Raw genomic sequence first — 21132 nt, 5'->3', positions numbered from 1 at the left:
TTAGAAGAAGCCCATCGGCTTGGTGTCATAGCTCACCAACAAGTTTTTGGTTTGTTGATAATGATCAAGCATCATTTTGTGGTTTTCCCGGCCGATCCCTGATTTTTTGTAGCCACCGAATGCTGCGTGTGCAGGGTAGATATGATAACAGTTGGTCCATACACGACCTGCCTGAATAGCACGACCCGCACGATATGAAGTATGCGCTGAACGCGACCAAACCCCTGCACCTAGACCATAAATCGTGTCATTGGCAATTTTAATGGCATCATCAAAGTCTTTAAAGGTGGCTACTGAAAGCACAGGGCCGAAGATTTCCTCTTGGAAAATCTTCATGTCATTGGTGCCTTTAAAAATCGTTGGCTCGATATAGAAACCTGTTCCGACTTCATTTCGTGGGTCACCACCAGTAATGAGCTGTGCACCTTCATTTTTACCTGTAGCGATACAGCCTAAAATTTTGTCTTGCTGCTCTTGCGATGCTTGTGCGCCAATCATGGTGTCAGTATCTAAAGGATGACCGGTCTTAATACGTTTGACACGCTCGACAGCCATTTCCAAGAATCGATCAGCAATGCTTTCCTGTACCAAAGCACGTGAAGGACAGGTACAGATTTCACCTTGGTTTAGCGCAAACATGGCAAAACCTTCGAGCGATTTATCAAGGAACTCATCATCTTTGTCCATGATGTCTTCAAAGAAGATGTTCGGTGATTTTCCACCAAGTTCTAAAGTCACAGGAATGATATTTTCAGTCGCATATTGCATGATCATTTGACCGACAGCGGTTGAACCTGTGAAGGCGATTTTTGAGATGCGTGGATTGGTCGCCAATGGACGACCGACTTCAACACCATAACCATTCACAATATTCAGCACGCCCGGTGGGAGTAAGTCTTGAATGAGTTCAGCCAAGACCAAGATGCTGACAGGCGTTTGCTCCGCAGGTTTCAACACGATGCAGTTTCCCGCAGCCAATGCTGGAGCAAGTTTCCAAGCCGCCATCAAGATTGGGAAATTCCACGGAATAATTTGACCGACCACACCAAGTGGTTCATGGAAATGGTAAGCAATAGTATTTTCATCAATTTCAGAAATGCCGCCTTCTTGGGCACGGATACAGCCGGCAAAATAACGGAAATGATCAATACACAGTGGAATATCAGCGGCTAAGGTTTCACGAATCGGTTTACCGTTGTCCCAGGTTTCTGCGACCGCAAGGAGCTCTAGGTTTTCTTCAAGTCGATCGGCAATTTTTAATAAAACATTTGAGCGTGTGGTTGGGGAAGAGGCGTTCCATTGGGCTTTGGCTTTATGCGCTGCATCCAAAGCCAATTCAATATCTTCAGCAGAAGAACGTGGCACTTTGGTAAAAACTTTACCGTCTACAGGGGAGATATTTTCAAAGTATTCACCTTTCACTGGCGCGACCCATTGGCCACCAATCAGGTTTTCATACTGAGCTTTAAACTGAACTTTTGAACCGGGTTGATTAGGATCGACATAACGCATATGAATTTTCCTTTGCTTGTTTATTATGATCTTGTTGGGCTGCCTATCTGTGGCAATCTACAGCTTTGGTATAAGGTACTTTTGTACATTATTTGATTAGCATAGCCTGTATAAGGTTGGAAAAAGGTTGGAGACAAGAAGGTTTACAATATTTTTTTTCAGTCTTAAAAACAAAAGCCGGGAAACGGATTTTTAGTCATGAATTGTTGTGAGAATAATGAATGATGATACAGAAGGATTTATCTGAAAAACGACAGAATGTCGAACGGTTAAGGCAGGGCATGAGTCTGTCAAAGCAGCAAACTTCGCAATTGAATGAGAGCATTGCGAGTTCTTGGCAGCGATCGGCGCAGGCGGAAATTCCGGAGAACCGGAGTGCTGCGCCTTTGGTGAATTTAAGTCCTCAGAGTCAACAGCAGTCGGCATTGCATCACGCGTTGCAACATTGTGCCGAAGATTTAAAACACATTGCCGAACAGTCGTCGATGGTACTTGCTGTGGGTGATGTGGGTAGCACGATTATTTGGAGTGCGTCGAGTCGGCAAATGCAAAGTGCTGCGGAAAGTGTGCATTTTATTGCAGGTGGGCAATGGCGCGAAGAATTGGTCGGCACCAATGCATTAGCGTTGTCTTTAAAAACCCAACAGTCGAGTTGTGTGTTTTCAAATGAACATTACATGCCATCAGTACATGAATGGGTCTGCTATGCAGCACCGATTATCGATCCACATACGCAGCAAATTTTGGGCGTGGTTGATTTATCCACCGTGTGGAAAAACCACAATAGTTTAGGGCTACTTGCGGCTGAACGCTGCGCTTCGATTATTCAATCGGCTTTACTCGATTTTCAAAAACAGCATTTGTATATTCGGGCCTTTGCTGTGCCGAAAGTGTTATTTAATGGCAAAGTGATGGTGCTGACCCCACGGCAAATTGAAATTTTGACCATCTTGGCGCTATGTCCACAAGGCATGACCTTAGATACTTTGCATCAAGCCTTATATGGTGAACGCAAGGTGAGTGTTGGGACTTTAAAAGCGGAAATGTCGCAGCTACGCGATATTTTGGGCGGCATGTTAGGCTCAAGACCCTATCGCTTATTGGCGCAAGTCGAAGCCGACTTTTTACAAGCCGAGCAAGCTTTAGATGCAGGTTATCTCGATTCTGCATTAAAACTGTGTTCAGGGGTTTTCTTGGCCAAAACCGAAAGTCCTTTTTTAGGGGCATGGCGTGATTGTCTTGAGTCACGATTAAGCCAAGCGATTTTTAATGCCAAAGAAACGGATGTTCTGCTCAAGCATGTCGCGCGTTTTCCTGAAGCCATTGATGCGGTTGAACGCCTGATTGAGCTGATGCCGAGATCGCATCCCGTACATCAGACCTTGTTGAAATTAAAACAGTAAGTTGCAATGTCATACAGGCTATTAAAGACCTTTATTGGCCAGCCATTGAAAGAGCTGGGTATAGACTTGTTCTCGCGCGGTTTTTTCCGAAAGTACTAAATCATGCAAGCCATTGTGAATGCTTTGAATGGTGACATCGCCTTGAATTTTCTTGGCATATTTTTGGATATCTTTTACACCCAAAATCACATCACTGGTCTGCGCTGCTTTACCCCATTTTTTGGGATTTTTAGTTTGATGCGAGTGCATGACTAAGACCGGTACATCTAGGCTGACACCTCGGTGGATCTCCTTTTGAGCCTCATAAATTGTCCGTACAAAACTTAAATACACCATTGGATAGCGGGTCTTTTTCCAGTCTAAATTGAAGTCCCATTCACCCTTGAGTTCACGGTGTAAGCTGGCGGTGTACCATTTATTTAGTTCACTTGGGAATTTTAGATTTGGAAAAGTCTTTGCCAATTTACTCAGCTGTGGAATACCCAGTGCGCGTTTCACTGGATTCATGTTGAAATCATAAAATGGGCTGTTAACCCAAAGGGCTTGAATTAAAGGATGATTTGGATGATGGGCTGCATACAAAGTGGTGGTTAAGCCACCGGTAGAATGACCACAGAGCAGCAAGGCATCATGACCTTCATCAGCAATGATCGTTAGGGCTTGATCTATTTCGGCATCGTATTCAGACAGTGCATGCACATTATAGTATTTTTGATGCGGGCGGATTGAGCGACCATATTTTCTTAAATCTAAGGCATAAAAGTCGAAACCGTGCTGATTGAAGCGTTCCGCCATTTCGGTTTGGAAAAAATAATCGATAAAACCATGGATATAGAGCACCGCTTTGGAGGTAGGAGCCGTGGCTTTTTTGCGAACCAGTGTGGCAACCACTGGGCCTTCATAATCATCCGGGAAGGTCAGCGTGGCTTGTTCATAGCCTGCGCCCAAAATGTCAGGCTGATACTGAATTGGTGAATGGCTCATTATTATACTCTTTAATATTATTGGACATTATGCTTTATCCTTGATGAGTCATGAGCTTTTGTCAAATGAATAATCGATGCTGTTTTACCGACTAAAAAAGAGTGACCTCAGTATGAAAGCGACCAATCTAGAGTCGCTTCCCTGAAATAAAAAGTGAAATGGATTCAGTTGAGCCTACATCACCAGACTCAAAGGGTAATGTAGGCACTTAGGTCACTTAAACATGAAGACCTTTGAGGGCTTAACTTAAACGGCCGCTTTGAAGTCGACCACAGAGGCATTGGCTTTAAGCGCTGCCTTGAAAATATCAACCACTTGAGCATGAGTCGCTTTACGTGGGTTGGTCAGCATGCAGGCATCTTTTTGCGCATTTTCAGACATGATGTTGAGGTCTTGTTCTTTCACACCGAGTTCAGAAAGGCTCGATGGAATGCCAATCGAAGCAGAGAGTTCACGGATTGCTGCAATCGCTGCATAAGCCGCTTCAGTCACCGTTAAACCGTCGGTTGGCACACCCATGAGCTGCGCGATACGTGCATATCGGTCAGGGCAGGCGATCAGGTTAAATTCGCAAACGTGTGGTAGCAGCACGGCATTACATACGCCATGTGGCAAGTTGTAGAAGCCGCCAAGTTGGTGAGCCATCGCGTGGACATAACCTAAAGATGCATTGTTAAATGCCATCCCTGCTAAGTACTGTGCATAGCTCATCGCATCACGTGCTTCTAGGTTTTCGCCATTGGCGACGGCAGGGCTGAGCCATTCACTGATCATTGCAATGGCTTTTTCAGCACAAGCATCGGTAATAGGATTGGCTGCTGTAGAAACATAAGCTTCGACCGCATGTGTTAATGCATCCATACCGGTTGCTGCAGTGAGCGCCGCAGGTTTCGCAATCATCAGTTTCGGGTCATCAATAGCGATAAGTGGGGTACAACGCCAATCGACAATCGCCATTTTAACGTGGGTGTCGGTATTGGTAATAATACAGAAACGGGTCATTTCTGATGCCGTACCTGCGGTGGTATTAATCGCAATGAGTGGAGTCATTGGAACTGTACTTTTATCGATGCCTTCATAGTCACGAATATGACCACCACCGGCAGTGACTAAGCCAATGCCTTTGGCACAGTCATGAGAAGAGCCGCCACCGAGAGAGACAATAAAGTCACAGCCATTGTCATTGTAGGCATCTACACCGCTATGCACGTTGGTGTCAGTTGGGTTGGGTTCTGCGCCCGGAAAGATGTGACTTTCTACGCCAGCTTCAGTTAAATATGCGGCAATCGTATCTGCTACACCAAATTTGTAAAGACCGGCATCGGTCACGATAAGCGCTTTCTTTGCGCCAAGATTTTGCGCCTTTGCACCAATTTCTTTAGCACAGCCGGGGCCAAAAAGTGAAACACAAGGGATGTAAAAACCGTTTGTTTGATCTGCAATATTTTTAAAAGCCATGGTGCGATTCCTTCTACCATTCATTGTCATTTGTTATGGGTGATACTCACCTAAACTGAGTATTGCGAGGGATGTTTTAAATTCACACCTACCAAAGACCTACCAAAATTAAGGCTTTGTTTTGAATTTATTTAATTGATTGAAATTTAATCATTAATTATTTTTGCTATTTTCTAAGATTCGCTAAAAGTCGTATACATTTAAGCCAAAATAGGCGTTGCGATGATTGGATGCATGATCGAGTTATCAGATTATAAAATCTAACTAAAACTACTATTAATTTACTAAATGCCCCAAAGCGCTCGAATCAGGATAGGCTATAACAAATAACGATATAGTCACTTTTGTGCATTTCGCTTTTTGCAGTGCGAAACAAAAGATTAATTAAACGAGTTAAATAATGCCTAGTGAAAATTTGAAAACGAAACGACCTTTATATATTCCTTATGCCGGAAATACACTTTTAGAACTCCCACTTTTAAATAAAGGCTCTGCGTTTAATGAAGATGAACGTAAGAGCTTTAATTTGCACGGTTTAATTCCACACGTCACAGAAAGCATTGAAGAGCAAAGTCAGCGTTCTTATCAGCAATATTGTGCATTTAATAGTGATATCAATAAGCATATTTACCTGCGTAATATTCAAGACACCAACGAGACGCTGTTCTATCACTTAATTGAAAACCACCTCAGTGAGATGATGCCGATCATCTATACACCAACAGTGGGTGAAGCTTGTCAGCGTTTTTCAGATATTTACCGTCGTCATCGTGGGATTTTTATTTCATATCCTGACCGTGATCATATTGACCAAATTATTCATAACGTGAATAAAAAGAACGTGAAAGTGATCGTTATTACGGACGGTGAACGTATTCTTGGCCTAGGTGACCAAGGCATTGGCGGGATGGGGATTCCAATTGGTAAGTTGTCACTGTACACCGCATGTGGTGGCATCAGTCCAGCCTATACTCTGCCGATTACTTTAGATGTCGGAACCAATAACCAACAGCTCTTGAATGACCCGATTTATATGGGATGGAGTCAGCCTCGTATCAGCGGTGAAGAATATTATCAATTTGTCGATGACGTGATTAAAGCCATTCAACAACGTTGGCCAAAAGCATTGATTCAATTTGAAGACTTTGCACAAAAAAATGCGATGCCTTTATTGGAAAAATATCGCGATAAAATTTGCTGCTTCAATGACGATATTCAAGGAACAGCAGCGGTGTCTGTCGGAAGTTTAATTGCGGCATCACGTGCAGCAGGTAAACAGCTCAAAGATCAAATCGTCACATTCTTAGGGGCAGGTTCAGCAGGTTGCGGGATTGCAGAACAGATCATCAAGCAAATGGTGGCGGAAGGTTTAACCGATGCTCAAGCGCGTGCGCGGGTGTTTATGGTCGATCGCTTTGGTTTAATTACTGAAAATCAGCCGAATCTTTTAGATTTCCAACGTAAACTTGCCCAATCTACAGACAATGTTGCACATTGGGCTGATGCCGAATCTATGATTTCACTGTTGGATGTGGTGAAAAATGCCAAACCTACGGTACTGATTGGTGTTTCGGGACAACCAGGGCTGTTTAGCCAAGAGGTCATTGAAACGATGGCTGCGAATTGTGAACAGCCTATTGTGTTGCCACTGTCTAATCCGACATCGCGTGTCGAAGCGGTGCCTGCAGATATTATTGAGTGGACCAAAGGTAAGGCTCTGATTGCGACTGGTAGTCCATTTGCACCAGTGAATTATCATGGAAAGATTCATCATATTTCACAGTGCAATAACTCCTATATTTTCCCGGGGATTGGTCTCGGTGTGATTGCATCTGGGGCGAAACGTGTGACGGAAAATATGCTGATGGCATCGAGTACGGCGTTGGCAGACTGTTCACCAAAATTGGCAGATCCAAATGCCGATTTATTGCCAAGTTTGGATTATTTACAGGATATTTCGAAGAAAATCGCATTGAAAGTGGCATTAGCTGCGATTGCTGATGGTGTTGCGCCAAATGTCAGCATTGAAGTACTAGAACAGGCCATTGAAGAGAATTTCTGGAAACCTGAATATCGTGATTATGTCCGTGTGACTTATTAATTTGGTCTAAAGATGCTGATTGAACAGAATCGATTTTGCATCTAATCGAAAAATACCCTAATCCAGATTAGGGTATTTTTTATGTATAGAGGCATATTTTTTTAAGAAATACGAAAAATTATCGAGCGGGGCGCTTTAAATCTTTAAATTTTGCATTTATCGAGCTGGTTGGAAATGTGATCTCCGCAAGCTTGAACCAGCATTACGATCGCGACCAAGACCACAATCACTGCTAGCATGATTTGCATATCAAAGCGTTGATAACCGTAACGGTAAGCAATATCCCCCAAACCACCTGCACCGATCGCCCCTGCAATGGCAGAAGAATTAATCATGGTCACCAAGGTCACAGTAAAGCCCGCGACGATGCCAGGAAGCGCTTCAGGGAGCAGCACATGCCAAATGATTTGTTTGCGATTACAGCCGATGGCTTGAGCGGCCTCAATCAGACCTTGATCGACTTCACGTAAACTCACTTCTGCAATGCGTGCAAAAAAAGGCGTGGCCGCAAGGGTTAAAGGCACGACGGCAGCCCAAACGCCATAACTGGTGCCCACAATAAAGCGCGTGAGCGGAATGAGCGCCACCATTAAAATAAGAAAAGGCACCGAACGGGTAATATTGACCAACCAACCTAGGGTATGGTTTAGGCTTTTTGAAGGATAAATCCCGTGTTCAGCACTACACACCAATACGACCGCTAAAGGCAGGCCGATCAGAAAGGCCACAAAAGCTGAAACGCCGACCATCAGTAAAGTATCAATGGTTCCACTAATCAGTAAATCAATGAGTTGATCGTGCATAGCCAAGTACCTCAATCTGTGCGATATGGTGTTTAAGTTGTTCAGATAAGGCCTTGATATCTAAATGGCTGTGGTCCACAGCAACAATCAACGAGCCAATTAAATGCCCTTGAATACTATCGATATGACTTTGATACAGATGTACTGGCGCCTGAAATTGATCAAAAATAAACTTTAAGTCCGGCGACTGTTGTAGTGTCGATTCATAGCGTAATTTTAAAATGATTTGATCATTTGAATCTGACGGTTGTGGCTGAATGTCGCTTGGTAAATCAAGTTGTTCAAGGTTGAGTAACTCTTGTGTGATCTGCTGCTGAGGCGTAGAAAACACTTTCCAAACCTGTCCTGCTTCTACAATTTCGCCTTGATCGATCACCACAACTTGATCGCAAATCTCGCGAATGACCTGCATTTCATGGGTAATCAACACAATGGTGATACCAAGCTTTTGATTAATTTCTTTAAGCAAAGACAGCACAACAGAAGTACTTTCAGGATCGAGTGCAGAAGTCGCTTCATCACAGAGTAAAATTTCCGGATGATGAACTAACGCTCGTGCAATCCCAACACGTTGTTTTTGCCCGCCCGAAAGTTGAGAAGGGTAGTGCGCTGCTTTATTTTCAAGACCGACCAACTTCAGCACTTCATTCACTCGCTGAGCGATATCGGCTTGACTGAAATTGGCGATTTTAAGGGGCAGCGCGATATTGTCATACACGGTTTTGGCAGACATCAAATTAAAATGCTGAAAAATCATCCCAATACGCTGACGCAGGGCTATCAACTCTGCATGATTTAAGCGAGATAATTCCTGTTGATGGATGTGAATACTGCCATCACTGATTTGTTCTAAGCCATTCAGCGTTCGAATCAGCGAAGATTTACCCGCGCCGCTTTTCCCAATAATGCCGAATATTTTGCCTTGTGGAATATTCAGATTGATATCTTTTAAGGCATGAACCTGCTGTCCTTGCACATCATAAAATTTATTTAAATTTTTGATTTGGATATGGGGGACGGCAAATTCAACCGATGAACCGAAACTCACCATGAGTGACTCCTTATTTCCAACCAGGGAACCACAGTTTTGCACCAAAATCTGCGTCCAATGCTTGTTTAACTTTAGGTGAGTTTTGATAAATATCGACAAATTTACGCAGTTTATCATCATGATCTACATAGTCATCACGTACGGCAAATAAGATGGCAAAACGCTTGTCAGTATTGGAGTCAAATAACAATGCATTTTCAGGATCGGCAGTTTTTGCTAGACGTAAATAATGTGGATAGCCAAAAGCCAGATCGACATCATCAATCGCACGTGCCGTTTGAGGGCCTTCCACCTCAATAAATTGAAGCTGTTTAGGATTAGCTGCAATGTCATTTAAAGTCGATAAAAAGTTATCTGGCTGTTTCAGTTCAATGAGCTTGGCTTGCTGTAACAGTTGTAAGGCACGGCCCTGATTGACCGGATCATTCGGAATCACCACTTTGGCTTTATGGGGTAAATCAGCAAAGTTTTTATACTTTTTTGAATACAGTCCGACATGGGTTGCAGCACCGACATCAAAGGCTTTGATTTTAAAATCCGTTTCTTTTTTTGCATTGTCTAGAAACGGCTGATGTTGGAAAAAGTTCGCATCAATATCGCCGTGGTTTAGGGTGATATTCGGGGTATTCCAGTCCGAAAATTCCACCAACTTCACGTTCAGCCCTTGCTGCTTGGCTTCATCTGCAGCGACTTGTAAGGGTTTAGCAAAAGATGGGCTAATCCCAATCACCAATTCACTTTGATGACTTTTCTTTTGTTGATTCCAAATGACTAAGCCAATCACCAAGATGGCCACGATCACACCAATCAGTGTGAATTTAGATTTTGCTGTTTGTGCCATGGCACACCTCTATATTTCGAAATAATTAAATTTTTTGTCTAAAATATTGTGTTTTAAATGCAGCTTATGCTGTCTCAACGTTTTTAAGCGCTGCCTGAGATGACGTGTCTGAAGTGGGACATCGGTAGCGATGAGCAGGATGTGTCGTGGCTAAATGGTCACCTTGTTGAAACAGTTTTTGCCGCAAACTACCGGTGTCATACGCAGTTTTATAGCGACCACGTTGCTGTAATTCAGGAATCACCAAACGGATAAAATCTTGATGTGACTCAGGTGCAACGGTGCGAGTCAGATTAAATCCATCGATGCCAGTTTCATCCAAATAATCAATCAACTGCTTTGCAACGTTGGCGCCACTCCCGACAAAGAGCGGATAACGCCCACCTAGAACGTGCTGAGCACGCAAATCTTGGCGAGTGATTTTTTGCTCTTTAAATTTTTGATTGACCGATGCGATGCTATTGGTCTGCTGATATGGAATGGCTTCATCTTCTGCAAAGTTGGCGAGGTTCATCCCAATCGAGCTGGAAAAGTGTGCTAGTCCCGCTTCAGGGTTGGCATAGCGAATGTATTCAGCCAATTTCTCTTGGGCGAGTTCATCGGTCTCTGCAGTCACTACCGTAATGCCTACAAAGAGTTTCACAGCTTGTGGGTCACGACCTTGCGCTGCAGTTTGGCTGCGAATTTTTTGTACTTGATTTTTAACTTTTTCTGCGCTGTCTGCACCGATAAACATGCCTTCTGCATGTTGCGTAGCAAAAGCTAAACCACGTGGTGAAGCACCGGCCTGATACAACACAGGGGTGCGCTGAATCGATGGAGAAACTTGAAATACCCCTTGGCTTTGATAGAACTTCCCTTGGTGTTGAATGGCATGTACTTTTTTTGGGTCGCTAAAGATGCGATTTGCTTTATCTTTTTGAACCGCATCATTTTCCCAAGAGCCTTCCCAGAACTTATAGCAAAGCTGCAAAAACTCTTCAGCTTGTTCATAGCGTAGATCATGATCTTTCAGGCCTTTTTGCCCAATCAAGCGTTCTGCACTGTCTAGATATCCAGTCACGATATTCCAACCGATTCGACCTTGGGTCAGGTGGTCTAGGCTGGCAAATCGACGTGCAAATTGATAAGGCGTTTCATAGCTCAAATTGACTGTTACGCCAAAACCTAAGTTTTCAGTGACCGCAGCCATTGCAGAAATTAGAGTGCTGGGGTCATGGCTCGGCAGTTGGATCGACTCTTTAAGTGTGAGGTCAATATTGCCTTCATAAACATCATAGACCCCGGTGATATCTGCAATAAATAGCCCGTCAAACAGCCCTTGCTCCAAGGTTTTGGCAAGATCGGTCCAATAGCTTAGTTCATTAAAGCGGTGTGACTCATCGCGTGGATGGGTCCATAAGCCATGATTGATATGGCCGACACAGTTCATGTCGAAGGCATTCAGTAAAATTTTCTTGGCTGTATGTGATCGGGTATCTGCTGTGGTGATTTGGCTCATTACAAGGTCCCTCGACGTGGGGGCAATACGCCATTCAGGAGGTAATTGGCAATGAAGAAATATTTCCAACGCCCTGCATCATGCAAGGTATGGACACGTGCATTACGCCAAAAACGATCTAGGCCATCATCACGTTGACTGCCACGGCTGCCTGCAAGCTCAATCAATTTTGAAGCCGCTTTCAGTGCAGTTTCAGTACTATGCGCACGCACTTTCGCTACATCTAATGAGGCTTTTGCGATGTTTTCGGCATTGGGCTGTGGGCGAGCAGCATCGATGGAGCGAGCAGCTTGTTTCAGCAAGACCTCACTGGCGCGAACATCTGCGGCAATGCGACCGAGTTCGTATTTGGTTAAAGGATCTTCGCTTGCAAGATCAAGACCTGAATCAATCCATGGTCGAGCTTGGTGTACGCGGCTCAAACTTTCTTCAAAGGCTGCGCGGGATATACCAACTTCAATCGCAGCATGCATAATTTGCGCAAATGGCCCAACCAATGTCGGCTCCGTAAATGCCCGATCAAAGGGAATGACATCTATGGCAGGAACTGCAACTTGGTGAAATTTTACAGAGCCGCTACCCGTGGTGCGCTGTCCAAACCCTGTCCAATCATCGATCAGCTCTAAACCTGTACTTTCACGTGCAATAAAGGCTAAATATTCACGACCATCTTGGTCTTTGACCAATGTGGGAATACGATGTGCAAATAAACTGCCGGTACAATAAAACTTCTCACCATTCACCACAAAACCATTGTCATGAGAGCGAATCGACGTTTGTTTTTGCGCAGCGGTTTTGGTTTTAAACTCGGCTAAGGCATTGCCAAAACGAGCGCCAGCAAGCACTTCGGCATAAAGCTTTTGCTTTTGTTCAGTTGTGCCGGTGTTTCGTAATACTTCCAATGCATAAAAATGGTTTTGTGGAATTTGCCCAATTGAGCCATCTACACCACTCATAAGCGCAATCACTTGCGCCACGGTATAACTTGAAACTTCGGCACCGCCAAATGCCTTGGGAACCGTGATTGCCCAGAGACCAGATTGACTATAGGCCTCGATTTCATCAAACGGCAGTATGCGTTCGGCATCACGTTGCACGGCATTTTTTCTAAATTGTTCGGCTAATTGTTTTGCAATTTCAAGTGCTTCTGCATCGGACTGAATAATATGCGCAGGTGTTGTTGATATGGCCTGTAGCGAATTAATATTTGGAAATGAGGTCATCAGAATTCTCCTTAAATCCACGCATGGCGTGCAGGTAATTTATGATTTAAGTAATAGTCGCCTAAGGTATGCAGCTTCCAGCGCACAGGATCATGTAAGGTGTGTACTCGGGCATTGCGCCAGTGTTGATCAAGGTTATGGGCACTCAAACTTGCACGGCTGCCGCCTAATTCAAGGAGTTTTTCAGAGATCTGTAAGGCTGCATCATTGGCATAGATTTTAGCTTCAGCGACACGAATCGAAGCTAGAGCGGCTTGTTGTTCACTCACCTGATCAAGCTGATCTAATTCATCGAGGTAATCTGCGGCTTCATCTAAAAGTAAAATCGCAGCATCCAGTAAAACTGCAGATTTCCCCACTTCTTGTAGGGTGTAGGGCTCAAAACTGGCTTTCTCAACTTGTGCATCCACAATCGGACGGGCTTTTTGTACCGCAGAAAGGGTGTCTGCAAAGGCAGCTTCTGCAATCCCGACATCAATCGCGACTTGCATCAATTGTGAAAAGGCGCCGCGATACGTTGGCCTTGCAGAAAGCTTACGTTCATCAAAAATTAATAGGGGGTCTACTGCCACATGGTTTAGTTTGACGGTGCCACTAGACGTTGTACGCTGACCAAAACCATTCCAGTTATCAATCACTTCTACGCCTGTAGCGTGTCGATCAATGATGGTCAGGACAACATGACCTTCAGGGTGAACGGCTTTAATCGCCAACCAATCTGCAAAACTACTGCCGGTTGAATAGAACTTTTCACCATTAACAACATACTTTCCATTTTCAATGCGCAGCGTTGTGTTTAAGGTTTTAGTGTCTTTGGTGTTGCGCTCTGGGCCACCATTGGCTAAACGTTTTCCCTGTAAAATTTCATTAAAAATAAAGGCTTTTTGCTCATCCGTTCCCATGAGGTCAATCATATACAGCAAGGCAATTTGGTTTTGTGGAATTTGGCCCACGCTAGAATCTGCTTTATTGATAATGCGAAAAACCTGCGCCAGTGTCTTGTTGGACACGTAGGCACCGCCAAATTTTTTGGGAATACGAATGCCACCTAAACCTTTTTGACTGAATAAGTCGATTTCTGCAAATGGGAGTAGGCGGTTCTGATCACGTTCATTTCGACCTTCCAAAGCAAAATCGGCAACGTGATAAGCTGCATGAATCGCTTCTAAGTCATTTTCAATAACATGAATATTTTCAGAGATTAAATGAGACATAATGACACCTTTAATAGATATCAAAACGCTACTCGTAAATGCGGAATTTTTTAAATGATGGATTATTCTTAACTTAGCAAAATGTCTGTTTAGCATTTAATCTGCATAAAAAATATGCAAATTTGATAAAATAAGTGTTTGATTTAAAACAATAGATGTAGGAAAAACAACAAGAGGATTGATGATGAAAATCTGGTGTTAGCAACTTTGTAGATATTCAACTTTAAAAATAATATATCTAAGACAGGGGCTTAGCTGTTTTTTTTAATACTTTTTATTAATGGTGATCAATCAGCTTGAACTCCAATAGATGCTCAATATCATAGAGCTATGCAAAGATTAAAAAAGGGCTATAAATTGATTCAAATGTTTTTCAATCTGCAATAAAAAAGCCCCCATCTTTCGATGAGGGCTTTTTGAATTTGGAGCGGGAAAGGAGACTCGAACTCCCGACCCCAACCTTGGCAAGGTTATGCTCTACCAACTGAGCTATTCCCGCGGAGTCTATCCTGTTTTTTTACTAAAAAACTGAATCGAAAAAAATTTGGAGCGGGAAAGGAGACTCGAACTCCCGACCCCAACCTTGGCAAGGTTATGCTCTACCAACTGAGCTATTCCCGCGGAGTCTATCCAATTTTTTAAATAAAAAACCGAATGAAAAAATTTTGAGCGGGAAAGGAGACTCGAACTCCCGACCCCAACCTTGGCAAGGTTATGCTCTACCAACTGAGCTATTCCCGCATAGCCACGTATAATACATTAAGGATTTTTCAGGTCAATAACTTTATGAAAATCTGTGCATCGTTTGCATAAAATAAAAACAATTTGTTTGAAAATTGGAAGATTTTTGCAGGTCGAAGGCTTCCATTTTGGTGAAATCATGCAATTCAGATGGTTTCAGCAACTTTGCGACACAAGAACTTGAACAAATACAGGCTATACTAAGACCAGTTGAACCTTTTTTGAATTTGGGAGAGCCGTTTTGAGTTTAGAACAGCAATTAATTGAGCGTCTACAGACATTAGCGCCTACACATCTTGAAGTGGTGAATGAGTCCGCAGGTCATGGTGGTTATTTCCCAGGTAAAGAGTCGCATTTTAAAGCGGTGATCGTGAGTGAGGCTTTTACAGGCTTGCGTTTGGTGCAACGTCATCAAAAAGTCTATGCCGCAGCCGGTGATTTACTTAGTCCGGGGCAAATTCATGCCTTGGCTATTCATGCGTTTTTACCCGAAGAATGGAAAGGTCAAGATACCACTAGCCCTGAATGTGCGCATGCACCTAAGTCATCTTAAGGTGAGCCATGGAAACGCAATTAATCATTAAAATCATTCATATGTGTGGCGTGGCTTTAGGCTGTGCTGCCATTTTCATTCGTGCTTTTACGCTGTTTAAAGGGACGCAGGGCAATTTACCCAATCCGGCAGGACGGAAATTTTTTGTTGCTTTGCAACATGGCTCAATGATGCTAATTGCCGTAACAGGAATTATCTTATTGTTTATGAAGAACTTTGACGTGCAGCCATGGTTCTATGCCAAAGTTATACTGTTTTTGGCCTTGCTGTCTTCTTTATCTAAAGCGTATAAAAAAGATGACAGTGTTTTATTGGTTCAGCGCCGTGCGGGCTTATTTATTGCAGCTGTTGCACTTATTTTCATCATTACATTGGTTATAATCAAACCAGTTTTTGGATAAATGGCTTATCCACATGGCCGATTTCAAGGCTTGAGTAGAAAAACAAAGATTAGAGGGTTTTGAATGCGTACGCGTGTGGTATTTAACCAAAAAGGTGGTGTGGGGAAATCGAGTATTACGGTCAATTTAGCTGCGATAAGCGCGCACCAAGGTTTAAAAACTTTGGTGATTGACCTCGACCCTCAAGCCAATTCAAGTCAATATTTGTTGGGGGATGATGCGACCTACTCAGCAGATAAGCCCGCACTTGAACCCAATATTGAAAATTATTTTGAAGAAGTCTTGGGGACGCAACAAAGTAAAGGTTTGTTGGGAAATGCCATTGGTTCGATTTTAAAAAATCGTACTAAAGGTCTAGAAAGCTATGTACATCAATCACCGTTTAAAAATTTAGATGTAATTCCTGCAAGCCCAAATTTGGGTGCGTTGGCACATGCCTTAGAATCTAAGCATAAAATTTACAAACTGCGTGATGCTTTGCAGCAGATGAGCGGTCAATATGATCGAGTGTTTATTGATACACCGCCGGCCTTTAACTTTTTTACTTTATCTGCGTTGATTGCGGCAGATCGCGTGCTGATTCCATTTGACTGTGACGTGTTTTCAAAACGAGCTTTACAGACCCTGATCGAAAATGTGTTGGAAACGCAGGATGATCATAATGATCGTTTGGAAATTGAAGGCATTGTGGTCAATCAATTTCAAGCACAGGCGAAGTTACCGCGTGAAGTTGTACAACAACTCAAAGATGAAGGTCTTCCTGTATTGGACAGCATGTTACCGCCTTCAGTGCTGATGAAAGAATCTCATCATAAAAATCAACCTTTAATCCATTTGGCTGCAGATCATAAATTGACGCAAGCCTATCAATCATTGTTCAATGAAATTGAGCAAAAGTAGTATCGAGAAAAGTATGAATGCACTTAAATGTGGTCTAGTTGCTTTCACTGCTGTTGTATTGGGTGCATGTGCAAGTACGCCTAAACCAAGCTATGTTTCACCTACACAGTATCAGTCTTTGAGTTGCCAACAATTGCAAAGTAAATACAACCGAATCCACGACTATATTCAAAATGGTGTAGAAACACCGAAGCGCACAGGCGTTGGTGTGGGTGTTGGCCTCGGTGGTGGCTGGGGCAGCCGTGGAGGTTGGGGAATTGGTCCGAGTATTTCGGTCAATATGGGACAATCTTCAAATACCAAACGTACCGAACTTTCACGCGTTCTAGGTGAGCAAGAAGCGATTGTACAGGCAGCAAAATTTAAGGGTTGTCCGATTATCGTTCGCACAAATTCGGCTACTGCAGCAAAATCATAAACGGATCATGAGCAGAGGCTTAGGCCTGTGCTATGAGAAAAGTGTAATAAAATTTGTCAGTAGGCGAGGCGTCTACTGGCATTTTTTTTGAGTCAAATAAACTGCACTATTTAGAGCCAATAAAATATTTAAATCTATGAAAAAATTAAATTAAATATTATTCGTAAATTTTAATACCTCCTACTGGTCTTGAACATTCAGCGTGAGTGCATTGACTTGTACAAGGATAAAACTGACCTAGCGCGTACTTGTTTTTTTAAATTCATTTCGGCTAAGGTGTGCGCTTTGAAACATTGTCTGGGTATTTATGATTGAGAGTTGGCTTTTTGTATTTGCAATGATTGCGGTGATGATGACGCCGGGACCTAGCAATGCACTAATGGCAAGCTCTGCACATCAACAAGGTATTGCAAAGACGTGCATGCTGATTCCTGCAGAATTATTGGGCTATTTCTATGCCATTAATTTGTGGGCGTTGATTATTCATTTAAGCGCTCCAGTGTGGCCGAATTTAATTCACTTACTGCATTTTCTCAGTATTGCCTATGTTTTATGGTTGGCTTTTCATTTGTGGAAATCGACGCATTTACATCAGTACAATCAAAAACATCCTTCAATTCAACCACGTGAATTATTCATTTCCTCGTTAAAAAATCCGAAAGCCTTGCTTTTTGCTGCAGGTATTTTCCCAATTGAAACTTGGGCAAGCCCATTAAATTTTATTTTGGTTTTCGCTGTATTTAGCGTGGTTTTGCTGCCTGTTGCGTTGTTTTGGATGTCATTTGGACGAACGATTTTGGCGGGTAAGACCCAAAAAATTAAGGCCGATCTTCTGTATAAAGGATCGGCCCTGATGCTGATTTTATGTATGTTTCCTGTGGTTTTACGCTTTTTTGCTTAAAGGCGTTCACCACATCGGTTTATTTCTTTAATTTTGCTCGAATAAAACCAATTACACCCGGTAAAACACTAATAATAATGATGCCGAAGATCAGATGGGTGAAGTTATCTTTCACGATGGGCATATTGCCAAATAAATAACCCAAAGTGATAAATGAGCCAACCCAGCAAATCGCACCAATCATGTTAAAAGTCAGGAAGTACTTGTAGTTCATGCTGCCTGCACCTGCGACAAAAGGCGCGAAGGTTCGTGCAAAAGGAATAAAGCGGGCAAAAATAATGGTTTTACCACCATGTTTTTCAAAGAATTTCTGCGTATTCACCAAATGTTGACGGTTAATGAAGCGTGATTCAATTTCAAAGACACGTGGGCCAATATATTTACCAATATGGTAGTTCAGCGTGTCGCCCAAGACTGCCGCGATAAACAGCAAAATCACCAAAACCCATGGATCCATGGCACCTGTCGACGCAGCGAGCGCGCCTGCTGCAAACAGAAGACTGTCACCCGGTAAAAAGGGCATGACGACTAAACCGGTTTCAACAAAAATAATCAGGAACAGAATTGCATAAATCCATACGCCATAATTGGTAATGAACTCGAGTAAATGGTCATCAACATGTAGTATAAAATCAATCAGTTCCATGGGGCTTATATGCGTAAAATAGTGGTCTGATGCTATCAGTCTGGGGCAGTAAAGTCAGTATTAAAACGTAATTAATTATCAGTAAAATCGTTCTATATATGGAATGATGAGTATTATAAAAGCATATTTAAAGAGAATAAGAAACGACCTAATCTAAGCACATCTTTTGAACAGTATTAAGAATAGGTTTCAGTATGCTTAACCCAAATTTGATGGTGAAAAATCTGAGTCAACAGCCTCAAATCAATTCAGTGCTCAGTCTCGTTGCACGTATATTAATGGCTTATATTTTTATTGTGGCAGGTTGGGGCAAAATTACGGCTTACACTGCAACCGCAGGTTATATGGAGTCAATGGGTGTACCGGCAGGGCTACTTCCGATCACCATTTTAGTTGAGTTGGGTGGTGGCTTAGCTTTATTGTTTGGTTTTCAAGCACGTTTTGCGGCATTGGGTCTAACCGTATTTAGTTTAATCACTGCATTTTTATTCCATGGTGGTGCTGAAGATGGCATTAACTTTATGAAAAACTTGGCGATGTCTGGCGGCTTATTATTTCTCATGCTGCATGGTGCTGGTCAATTCAGTTTTGATCATTGGATTGAAAAATCAAAATAAAGTTGTCATGAGTCCGAGCATCCATCAAAGCGGCGTTCTGCCGCTTTTTTCATGTCTACCGCTGATTGAAAGCGGATGGGTAAAGTCCTGAAATGTGTTGTAAAAAACACCGTTTGGCTTGGGATTTTTGCCCCTGTCCGAATAGTGTGCGAAAGTCCAAGAAAAATGTTAGAATACGGCGCTTATATTCGTTGCCTGCATAGTTGTTTGCCATGACTACCAATACCCAAATTACTGAAGACCGTATCCTGATTTTGGATTTCGGTTCTCAATATAGTCAGCTTATTGCACGTCGTGTACGTGAAGCTGGTGTTTATTCAGAAATGTACGCATTTGATATGTCTGAAGAAGACATTCGTGCATTTAACCCAAACGGGATCATTCTTTCAGGTGGTCCAGAAAGTGTTCATGAAGAAGGTAGTCCGCGCGCACCACAAGTTGTATTTGAACTTGGTGTACCTGTTTTAGGTATTTGCTATGGTCTACAAACCATGTCAGAACAGCTTGGCGGTAAAGTTGAGCCAGGTACTGTGCATGAATTTGGTTATGCAGAAGTTGATATTAAAGTCCGTGATGCTTTAATTGGTGATCTTGAAGATACCAAAGACCAATTAAAAGTATGGATGAGTCATGGCGATAAAGTGACTCAAATTCCTGAAGGTTTCCAAGTCACTGCAAGCACACCAAGCTGCCCAGTGGCGATGGTTTCTGATGAAAAACGTCGTTTCTACGGTATCCAATTCCACCCAGAAGTAACTCATACTGCGAAAGGTGCTGAGTTATTGTCTAACTTCGTACATGGCGTATGTGGTTGCCGTAACTTGTGGAACTCAGAAAACATCATCGATCTTCGCGTAGAACAACTTCGTGAGCAAATTGGTGATCAAAAAGTTCTATTGGGTCTTTCAGGCGGCGTCGATTCATCTGTTGTAGCTGCACTTTTACACCGTGCGATTGGCGACCAATTGACTTGCGTATTTGTAGATAACGGTTTACTTCGTTTGAACGAAGGCGAACAAGTGATGGACATGTTTGCGAAAAACATGGGTATCCGCGTGATTCGTGCCGACGCTGAAAATCGCTTCTTAACAGCACTTGCTGGTGAAGTTGATCCAGAGAAAAAACGTAAAATTATCGGTCGTGAATTCATTGAAGTGTTTGCTGAAGAAGCACGTAAGCTTGACGGTGTGAACTTCCTTGCTCAAGGTACCATTTACCCAGACGTAATTGAATCTGCGGCAAGCAAACAAGGTAAAGCGCACGTGATTAAATCACACCACAACGTGGGTGGTTTACCAGAAGATTTAGCATTCGAATTGGTTGAGCCAATCCGTGATTTGTTCAAAGATGAAGTTCGCCGTTTAGGTACAACACTTGGTCTTCCATTTGAAATGCTTTACCGTCATCCATTCCCAGGCCCGGGTCTAGGTGTACGTATTCTTGGTGAAGTGAAAAAAGAATATGCTGACATCCTTCGTCTAGCAGATGACATCTTCATGCAAGAACTTCGCGCAAGCGGCTGGTATGACAAAACTTCACAAGCATTTGCCGTATTCCAACCTGTGAAATCTGTGGGTGTCGTAGGTGATGGCCGTCGTTATGCATGGGTAATCGCGCTTCGTGCTGTAGAAACTGTGGACTTTATGACTGCACGTTTTGCACACCTTCCTTATGATCTTGTAGACAAGATTTCTACACGTATCATGAACGAAATTGCAGAAGTTTCTCGTGTTGTTTATGACGTATCGTCTAAACCACCTGCTACGATTGAATGGGAGTAATTTAGGGATTTCAAGAAGCGAAGCTTCTTGCCTAAATTACGCCAAGAGCTATGCTCGCGGCAGTTTTGGATTTCAAGAAACAA

Annotated in this window: 19 protein-coding genes and 3 tRNA genes; 9 read left to right on the top strand and 13 right to left on the bottom strand. The window is 42.8% G+C overall.

The window, feature by feature from the left end:
• The gene (locus tag FTU34_RS06615; RefSeq protein WP_180035106.1) at nt 1-1512 is read right to left on the bottom strand and encodes an aldehyde dehydrogenase family protein; all 1512 of its coding nucleotides are present in this window, start codon (nt 1510-1512) and stop codon (nt 1-3) included.
• A gap of 221 nt (nt 1513-1733) precedes the next feature.
• Here FTU34_RS06615 and FTU34_RS06610 point away from each other — a divergent pair, with 221 nt between their 5' ends.
• Nucleotides 1734-2915 carry a transcriptional regulator gene (locus FTU34_RS06610; protein ID WP_180035107.1) on the top strand — a complete coding sequence of 394 codons (1182 nt, stop codon included), beginning with the start codon at nt 1734-1736 and terminating at the stop codon, nt 2913-2915.
• Between the two features lie 21 nt (nt 2916-2936).
• On the opposite strand, the gene FTU34_RS06605 is transcribed toward FTU34_RS06610, so the two are convergent.
• On the bottom strand, nt 2937-3899 hold the full coding sequence (locus FTU34_RS06605; RefSeq protein WP_180035108.1) for an alpha/beta hydrolase: 963 nt from the start codon (nt 3897-3899) through the stop codon (nt 2937-2939).
• 246 nt (nt 3900-4145) lie between these two features.
• A complete protein-coding gene (locus FTU34_RS06600; protein WP_180035109.1) occupies nt 4146-5357 on the bottom strand; it encodes an iron-containing alcohol dehydrogenase in 1212 nt (403 codons plus the stop codon).
• A 400-nt stretch (nt 5358-5757) separates the two neighbouring features.
• Between FTU34_RS06600 and FTU34_RS06595 the strand changes: the two genes are divergently transcribed.
• Nucleotides 5758-7458 (top strand): NAD-dependent malic enzyme, encoded by a 1701-nt coding sequence (locus FTU34_RS06595; protein WP_180035110.1) that lies wholly within the window; start codon nt 5758-5760, stop codon nt 7456-7458.
• Between the two features lie 143 nt (nt 7459-7601).
• Here FTU34_RS06595 and FTU34_RS06590 read toward each other — a convergent pair whose 3' ends face one another.
• From FTU34_RS06590 to FTU34_RS06550, 9 genes are all read right to left on the bottom strand, one after another.
• The gene (locus FTU34_RS06590; RefSeq protein WP_180035111.1) at nt 7602-8261 is read right to left on the bottom strand and encodes a methionine ABC transporter permease; all 660 of its coding nucleotides are present in this window, start codon (nt 8259-8261) and stop codon (nt 7602-7604) included.
• The gene (locus FTU34_RS06585) at nt 8242-9312 is read right to left on the bottom strand and encodes a methionine ABC transporter ATP-binding protein (protein ID WP_180035112.1); all 1071 of its coding nucleotides are present in this window, start codon (nt 9310-9312) and stop codon (nt 8242-8244) included. The genes FTU34_RS06590 and FTU34_RS06585 overlap by 20 nt, the downstream gene beginning before the upstream one ends.
• 10 nt (nt 9313-9322) lie before the next feature.
• Complete coding sequence (locus tag FTU34_RS06580) at nt 9323-10153, bottom strand: MetQ/NlpA family ABC transporter substrate-binding protein (protein ID WP_078194065.1); 831 nt, start codon at nt 10151-10153, stop codon at nt 9323-9325.
• A 64-nt stretch (nt 10154-10217) separates the two neighbouring features.
• On the bottom strand, nt 10218-11654 hold the full coding sequence (locus tag FTU34_RS06575; protein ID WP_180035113.1) for an LLM class flavin-dependent oxidoreductase: 1437 nt from the start codon (nt 11652-11654) through the stop codon (nt 10218-10220).
• Complete coding sequence (locus tag FTU34_RS06570; RefSeq protein ID WP_180035114.1) at nt 11654-12877, bottom strand: SfnB family sulfur acquisition oxidoreductase; 1224 nt, start codon at nt 12875-12877, stop codon at nt 11654-11656. The genes FTU34_RS06575 and FTU34_RS06570 overlap by 1 nt, the downstream gene beginning before the upstream one ends.
• A gap of 11 nt (nt 12878-12888) precedes the next feature.
• Nucleotides 12889-14115 (bottom strand): SfnB family sulfur acquisition oxidoreductase, encoded by a 1227-nt coding sequence (locus FTU34_RS06565; protein WP_180035115.1) that lies wholly within the window; start codon nt 14113-14115, stop codon nt 12889-12891.
• A 399-nt stretch (nt 14116-14514) separates the two neighbouring features.
• Nucleotides 14515-14590: transfer RNA gene (locus FTU34_RS06560), tRNA-Gly, on the bottom strand.
• Nucleotides 14591-14636: 46 nt separating this feature from the next.
• Nucleotides 14637-14712: transfer RNA gene (locus FTU34_RS06555), tRNA-Gly, on the bottom strand.
• 47 nt (nt 14713-14759) lie between these two features.
• Nucleotides 14760-14832: transfer RNA gene (locus FTU34_RS06550), tRNA-Gly, on the bottom strand.
• A gap of 241 nt (nt 14833-15073) precedes the next feature.
• On the opposite strand from FTU34_RS06550, the gene FTU34_RS06545 reads away from it, so the two are divergent.
• The 5 genes from FTU34_RS06545 (at nt 15074) to FTU34_RS06525 (ending at nt 18005) form a co-directional block, all read left to right on the top strand.
• Complete coding sequence (locus tag FTU34_RS06545; RefSeq protein ID WP_078194061.1) at nt 15074-15385, top strand: BolA family transcriptional regulator; 312 nt, start codon at nt 15074-15076, stop codon at nt 15383-15385.
• 8 nt (nt 15386-15393) lie between these two features.
• A complete protein-coding gene (locus FTU34_RS06540) occupies nt 15394-15786 on the top strand; it encodes a SirB2 family protein (protein WP_180035116.1) in 393 nt (130 codons plus the stop codon).
• A gap of 63 nt (nt 15787-15849) precedes the next feature.
• The gene (locus tag FTU34_RS06535) at nt 15850-16686 is read left to right on the top strand and encodes a ParA family protein (protein WP_180024726.1); all 837 of its coding nucleotides are present in this window, start codon (nt 15850-15852) and stop codon (nt 16684-16686) included.
• A 13-nt stretch (nt 16687-16699) separates the two neighbouring features.
• The gene (locus FTU34_RS06530; protein ID WP_180035117.1) at nt 16700-17104 is read left to right on the top strand and encodes a hypothetical protein; all 405 of its coding nucleotides are present in this window, start codon (nt 16700-16702) and stop codon (nt 17102-17104) included.
• A 307-nt stretch (nt 17105-17411) separates the two neighbouring features.
• Nucleotides 17412-18005: a LysE family translocator gene (locus tag FTU34_RS06525; RefSeq protein ID WP_180035118.1), complete on the top strand. Its 594-nt coding sequence runs from the start codon at nt 17412-17414 to the stop codon at nt 18003-18005.
• A 19-nt stretch (nt 18006-18024) separates the two neighbouring features.
• Here the strand turns inward: FTU34_RS06525 and FTU34_RS06520 are convergent, their stop codons facing one another.
• On the bottom strand, nt 18025-18651 hold the full coding sequence (locus tag FTU34_RS06520) for a DedA family protein (protein WP_078191514.1): 627 nt from the start codon (nt 18649-18651) through the stop codon (nt 18025-18027).
• Nucleotides 18652-18845: 194 nt separating this feature from the next.
• On the opposite strand from FTU34_RS06520, the gene FTU34_RS06515 reads away from it, so the two are divergent.
• The gene (locus FTU34_RS06515) at nt 18846-19268 is read left to right on the top strand and encodes a DoxX family protein (RefSeq protein WP_180035119.1); all 423 of its coding nucleotides are present in this window, start codon (nt 18846-18848) and stop codon (nt 19266-19268) included.
• A gap of 212 nt (nt 19269-19480) precedes the next feature.
• Nucleotides 19481-21049, top strand: coding sequence for a glutamine-hydrolyzing GMP synthase (gene guaA, locus FTU34_RS06510; protein WP_180035120.1), 1569 nt, complete (start codon nt 19481-19483; stop codon nt 21047-21049).
• Nucleotides 21050-21132: the final 83 nt, after the last annotated feature.

Source organism: Acinetobacter sp. YH12094, assembly GCF_013419295.1.
Taxonomy (GTDB): Bacteria; Pseudomonadota; Gammaproteobacteria; order Pseudomonadales; family Moraxellaceae; genus Acinetobacter; species Acinetobacter amyesii.
The sequence above is the reverse complement of the archived record's forward strand: the minus strand, read 5'-3'. Positions and strand labels throughout refer to the sequence as shown.

Excerpts from the sequence above, each read along its gene's own strand:
- guaA (WP_180035120.1), top strand. The coding sequence starts at position 19,481 with ATGACTACCAATACCCAAATTACTGAAGACCGTATCCTGATTTTGGAT.
- FTU34_RS06585 (WP_180035112.1), bottom strand. The coding sequence starts at position 9,312 with ATGGTGAGTTTCGGTTCATCGGTTGAATTTGCCGTCCCCCATATCCAA.
- FTU34_RS06570 (WP_180035114.1), bottom strand. The coding sequence starts at position 12,877 with ATGACCTCATTTCCAAATATTAATTCGCTACAGGCCATATCAACAACA.
- FTU34_RS06530 (WP_180035117.1), top strand. The coding sequence starts at position 16,700 with ATGAATGCACTTAAATGTGGTCTAGTTGCTTTCACTGCTGTTGTATTG.
- FTU34_RS06525 (WP_180035118.1), top strand. The coding sequence starts at position 17,412 with ATGATTGAGAGTTGGCTTTTTGTATTTGCAATGATTGCGGTGATGATG.
- FTU34_RS06515 (WP_180035119.1), top strand. The coding sequence starts at position 18,846 with ATGCTTAACCCAAATTTGATGGTGAAAAATCTGAGTCAACAGCCTCAA.
- FTU34_RS06575 (WP_180035113.1), bottom strand. The coding sequence starts at position 11,654 with ATGAGCCAAATCACCACAGCAGATACCCGATCACATACAGCCAAGAAA.
- FTU34_RS06535 (WP_180024726.1), top strand. The coding sequence starts at position 15,850 with ATGCGTACGCGTGTGGTATTTAACCAAAAAGGTGGTGTGGGGAAATCG.
- FTU34_RS06610 (WP_180035107.1), top strand. The coding sequence starts at position 1,734 with ATGATGATACAGAAGGATTTATCTGAAAAACGACAGAATGTCGAACGG.
- FTU34_RS06540 (WP_180035116.1), top strand. The coding sequence starts at position 15,394 with ATGGAAACGCAATTAATCATTAAAATCATTCATATGTGTGGCGTGGCT.
- FTU34_RS06590 (WP_180035111.1), bottom strand. The coding sequence starts at position 8,261 with ATGCACGATCAACTCATTGATTTACTGATTAGTGGAACCATTGATACT.
- FTU34_RS06595 (WP_180035110.1), top strand. The coding sequence starts at position 5,758 with ATGCCTAGTGAAAATTTGAAAACGAAACGACCTTTATATATTCCTTAT.
- FTU34_RS06605 (WP_180035108.1), bottom strand. The coding sequence starts at position 3,899 with ATGAGCCATTCACCAATTCAGTATCAGCCTGACATTTTGGGCGCAGGC.
- FTU34_RS06520 (WP_078191514.1), bottom strand. The coding sequence starts at position 18,651 with ATGGAACTGATTGATTTTATACTACATGTTGATGACCATTTACTCGAG.
- FTU34_RS06615 (WP_180035106.1), bottom strand. The coding sequence starts at position 1,512 with ATGCGTTATGTCGATCCTAATCAACCCGGTTCAAAAGTTCAGTTTAAA.
- FTU34_RS06580 (WP_078194065.1), bottom strand. The coding sequence starts at position 10,153 with ATGGCACAAACAGCAAAATCTAAATTCACACTGATTGGTGTGATCGTG.
- FTU34_RS06600 (WP_180035109.1), bottom strand. The coding sequence starts at position 5,357 with ATGGCTTTTAAAAATATTGCAGATCAAACAAACGGTTTTTACATCCCT.